The organism is Paenibacillus sp. BAC0078 (genome assembly GCF_054483875.1).
Map to the genome: position 1 here is coordinate 1 of NZ_JBTLRW010000041.1, position 4,883 is coordinate 4,883.

At 55.7% G+C, this 4,883-nt stretch carries 1 protein-coding gene; it reads left to right on the forward strand.

Translation table 11 applies throughout. The features are described 5' to 3' along the window. The coding region (locus ACX1DY_RS31270; RefSeq protein ID WP_458968020.1) for an amino acid adenylation domain-containing protein at nt 1-4,883 on the forward strand (4,883 nt) is incomplete at both ends.

The window sequence follows — 4,883 nt, forward strand, 5'->3', positions numbered from 1 at the left end:
GGATTAATCCGCTTGGAAGAGGGGCGGCACGTGCTGCTGCTGGACATGCACCACATCGTCTCGGACGGCACGTCGATGGACGTGTTCGTGGAGGAGTTCGCGCGATTGTATGCAGGTGAGAAGTTGGCGCCGCTTGCGATCCACTATAAGGATTATGCGGTATGGCTGCGGGAGAAGATGCAGGGTGAGTCGTACCGGGTGCAGGAGCAATACTGGCTGCAGGCGTTCGAGGAAGAGGCACCGGTGCTGCAGCTGCCGACGGATTACGCGCGGCCGGCAGTCCGCCGGTTCGAAGGAGACCGTACGGGCCAATGGTGGAACGAGCGCGAGACGGAGCGGCTGAAGCAGCTGTGCGCGAAGCAAGGGGTTACGCTGTACATGGCGCTTTTGGCGTCGTATGGCGTGCTGCTGTCACGCTATACGGGACAGGAAGATGTGGTGGTCGGTACTCCGGTGGCGGGGAGAAGGCACCCGGATGCGGAACGGATGATCGGGATGTTCGTCAATACGCTGGCGATGCGGAGCCGCCCGGCGGGAAGCAAACGGTTCGACGCATACTTGGCGGAAGTGAAGGCAGCGGTGCTGGGCGCGATGGAGAACCAGGATTATCCGTTCGAGGAGCTGGTGGAGAAGGCGGAGGTAAGGCGAGATACGAGCCGGAACCCGCTGTTCGACACGATGCTGGTGCTGCAGAACATGCAGATGAGCGAATGGAAGCCGGAAGGGCTGACGATTCGGCCGTATCCGCAGGAATACCGGGTGGCGAAATTCGACCTGACCGTAGCTGCGGTCGAGCAGGAAGGGCGGTTGTATTTCGATTGGGAATACAGCACGGCGCTGTTCAAGAAAGAAACGATCGAGCGGATGGCCGGGCATCTGGCGGCAATCGTGGAGCAGATCGTCAAAACGCCGGACATGCTGTTGGACGAGATCGAACTGGCCGGGGAAGAAGAGAAGGGTCAACTGCTGACGGTGTTTAACGACACGAAGTCGCACTATCCGAAGGACCAAACGATCCACGCGCTGTTCGAGCAGCAGGCGGAGCGGACGCCGGAAGCGGTAGCGGTCGTATTCGAGTCTGCGCGAATGACGTATAGGGAGCTGAACGCGAAGGCGAACCAGTTGGCGAATGAGCTGCGGGCGCGTAGCGTCGGAGCGGATCGGATTGTGGGGATCATGGCGGAGCGTTCAGTCGAGATGGTGGTCGGAATCATGGCGATCTTGAAAGCCGGCGGGGCGTACTTGCCGATCGACCCGACGTACCCGGCGGAGCGGATCACGTACATGCTGGAAGACAGCGGCGCCGATTTATTGCTTGTATACGGCGGGAATGCGGAAGTGCCGTCTGTGTATGAGGGAGAGGTGCTGAACCTTGCGGACGCGTCGCTGTACGCAGGCGACACCGCGAACCTGTCTGCAGCAAGCGGGCCGAACGATCTGGCATACGTCATCTATACGTCGGGATCGACGGGCAAGCCGAAAGGGGCGATGGTGGAGCATCGCAACGTCGTGCGGCTGCTCTTCAACGACCGCAACCTGTTCGACTTCGGCGCGGGCGAAGTGTGGACGATGTTCCATTCGTTCTGCTTCGATTTCTCGGTATGGGAAATGTACGGTGCACTGTTGTACGGAGGCAAGCTGGTTATCGTGCCGAAACAGACGGCACAAGAGCCTCGGTTGTTCGCCGAACTGCTGGAACGCGAACGTGTGACGATTCTGAACCAGACGCCTACGGCGTTCTACAGTCTGATCCATGAAGTGTGCGACAAGGAAACGAAGCGGCATCTATCTATCCGCAAAGTGATATTCGGCGGGGAAGCCCTGTCTCCCGCACAACTGGAACCGTGGGCGAAGGCGTATCCGGGTGCCCTTCTGATCAACATGTATGGCATTACAGAAACGACCGTACACGTGACGTACAAGGAAATAACCGGCGAAGATATCCGGACGAACATCAGCAACATCGGGAAACCGATCCCAACGTTGTCGGTCATGATTCTAGACAAGAACGGACGCCTTGTCCCTGTGGGCGTAGCCGGGGAAATGTACGTAGCCGGGGCAGGCGTGACGCGCGGATACTTGAACCGCCCGGAGCTGACGGCGGAGAAGTTTGTGGAGAACCCGTTTGAACCTAGCGAGCGGATGTACCGGACGGGGGACCTCGCCAGATGGCTGCCAGACGGGAACCTGGAGTACATGGGGCGGATCGACGAGCAGGTGAAAATCCGGGGTTACCGGATTGAGACGGGCGAAATCGTGCACGGTCTGCAGCAGCACGCGGACGTGAAGGAAGCGGTGGTCGTCGCTCGGAAGGACGAGCAGGGAGAAGCGTACCTGTGCGCGTATGTGGTGAGCAGCGGAGCATTCGATGCATCCAAGTTGCGCGCGTATTTGAAGGCCAACATGCCGGATTACATGGTGCCGTCATACTTAATGGAAGTGGAGCGGATTCCGCTGACGGCCAACGGGAAGGTGGACCGGAAGGCGCTGCCGGAGCCGCAAGGGCTGTTGCAGGCAGGAAGCGAATACGTCGCGCCACGAAGCGAGATGGAAGCGAAGTTGGCGGAAATTTGGCAAAGCGTGCTCCGAATCGAACAAGTCGGGATCCAAGACAGCTTCTTCGAGCTGGGTGGGGACTCGATTAAAGCGATCCGTCTGATCGCGAGGATGGAGCAAGCGATTGGACAAAAAATGAACCTCTATCATCTGTACCAATATCCGACGATCGAGTCCTTCTTGGCGAACCTTTCTACGAGCGATCATTTGGACCTCGCGGCTGTTGAACAAGCGCTGGCGGCCGATATGGAGAAGATGCGGGACCAAATCTTGTCCGGCCCTGCAGCGCTGGCGGGCGAAGTTGAGGATTTCTATCCGATGAGCGATATCGAGCAAGGGATGATTTTCTATACCCTTATGCAATCCGGGGGTGCGGCGGTCTATCACGATCAGCTCGTATATGGGTTTAAGGATGAGCGTTTCCAACTGGAGACCATGCGGGAAGCATTGTGTTTTATGGTTCAGAAGCATCCAATCTTAAGAACCGATTTTTATCTGGGGACGGATGCTTATCCTGTTCAAATCGTGCGAAAACACGTGGAAACCCGCATCGGACTGGATGATTTAATCGGGCTGGACGGGAACGATCAAGACGATTTCGTGAAGCGCTGGCTGACGGAAGATCGCAAGCGTCCGTTTGACATCGGGACGGCGCCACTTTGGCGGATGCAGGTCTTTTTGCTCGGTGAGGGTCGCATGTATTTGAGCTGGGTTTGCCATCATGCTATCTTGGACGGTTGGAGCGTCGCCTCGTTCATGACGGAGCTGCTGAACGTTTACGGGATGCTGGGGGGCGGAACATTCGACAAGTATGCGGAGGCATCTTTAAAGAGCACGTATAAGGATTACGTGATTGAACAGCTCACGGTCAAAAGTCGTCTCGATTTCCAAACGTTCTGGCAGGAGGAATTGAGGGAATACAAGCGTCTGGAACTCCCGGAGCCGACAAAATCAGGTCTGAAACAGGACGGTAATTATTTTGCGTATACGCACGCCTTAGAAAAAGGGTTGTTGGAGGAACTCAAGTATGCGGCGAGAACTAGCGGAACAAGCCTGCGTTCCATCTGTTTTGCTGCGTATTTGTACAGTCTGTCTATGTTTACCTACGACGATGAAATTTTAACCGGACTCGTAGAAAACGGACGTCCTGTTCGTGAAGACGGGGATAGAATATTGGGCTGTTTCCTAAATACAGTGCCGGTGCAAATGAAGATCGATGCGGAAATGACATGGTTGGAATGGATTCAGAACGTACACGCCAAATGCATGGAGATGAAAAGTTACGGAAGATATCCGCTGCAGGATATTATGCATGCAACGGGTGCAACGTCTGATGGCAATCCATTTTTTGATATTTTGTTCAATTTTATTGATTTTCATATATATGAATCTTTGCAGAAAAAGTCAATTATCTCGACTAGTCCGCTGGATTTAAGTTATGGACTTACGAATACGAAGTTGGATTTTTCCGTATCGGCCACCTTCAATGAGCTAACGGTAGGAGTCGTATCTTTCTATCCGGAAGATGTCGTTCTCAGGCTGCTTAAGTGCTTTGAGCGCGCATTACTTATGACGGTAGCTGATTCGAGTCAGATGATCCAAAGCGTCGATCTTCTAGAGAAAGAAGAGAAGCGCCAGCTGCTAGAGACATTCAACGACACGAAGGCGGAGTATCCGAAGGATAAGACGATTCACGAGCTGTTCGAGGAACAGGCGGAGCGGACGCCGGAAGTGGTGGCGGTCGAATTCGAGTCTGGGCGAATGACGTATGCGGAGCTGAACGCAAAGGCGAACCAGTTGGCGCATGAGCTGCGGTTGCGCGGCGTCGGATCGGATCGGATCGTGGGGATTATGGCAGAGCGCTCGGTGGAGATGGTCGTGGGGATTCTGGCGATCTTGAAAGCCGGAGGCGCGTACTTGCCGATCGACCCGACGTACCCGGCGGAGCGGATCGCGTACATGCTGGAGGACAGCGGCGCAAGATTGCTACTCGTGTACGGGGACGCGGAAGTGCCGCAAGATTACGAAGGAACCGTGCTGAACCTGGCGGAAGCGTCGCTGTACGCGGGCGATACTGCGAACCTGACTGCAGCAAGCGGTCCGAACGATCTGGCGTATATCATCTACACGTCGGGATCGACAGGACAGCCAAAGGGCGTAGCGGTCGTCCAACGCGGTGTTGTGCGTCTGGTGAAGGGAACGGACTACGTGCGCATCACGGAACAGGATGTCTTTTTACAGGCATCGACAATTTCCTTCGATGCAGCGACATTTGAAATTTGGGGAAGTTTGCTGAACGGTGCGAAGCTGGTGCTGATGCCGCCGCA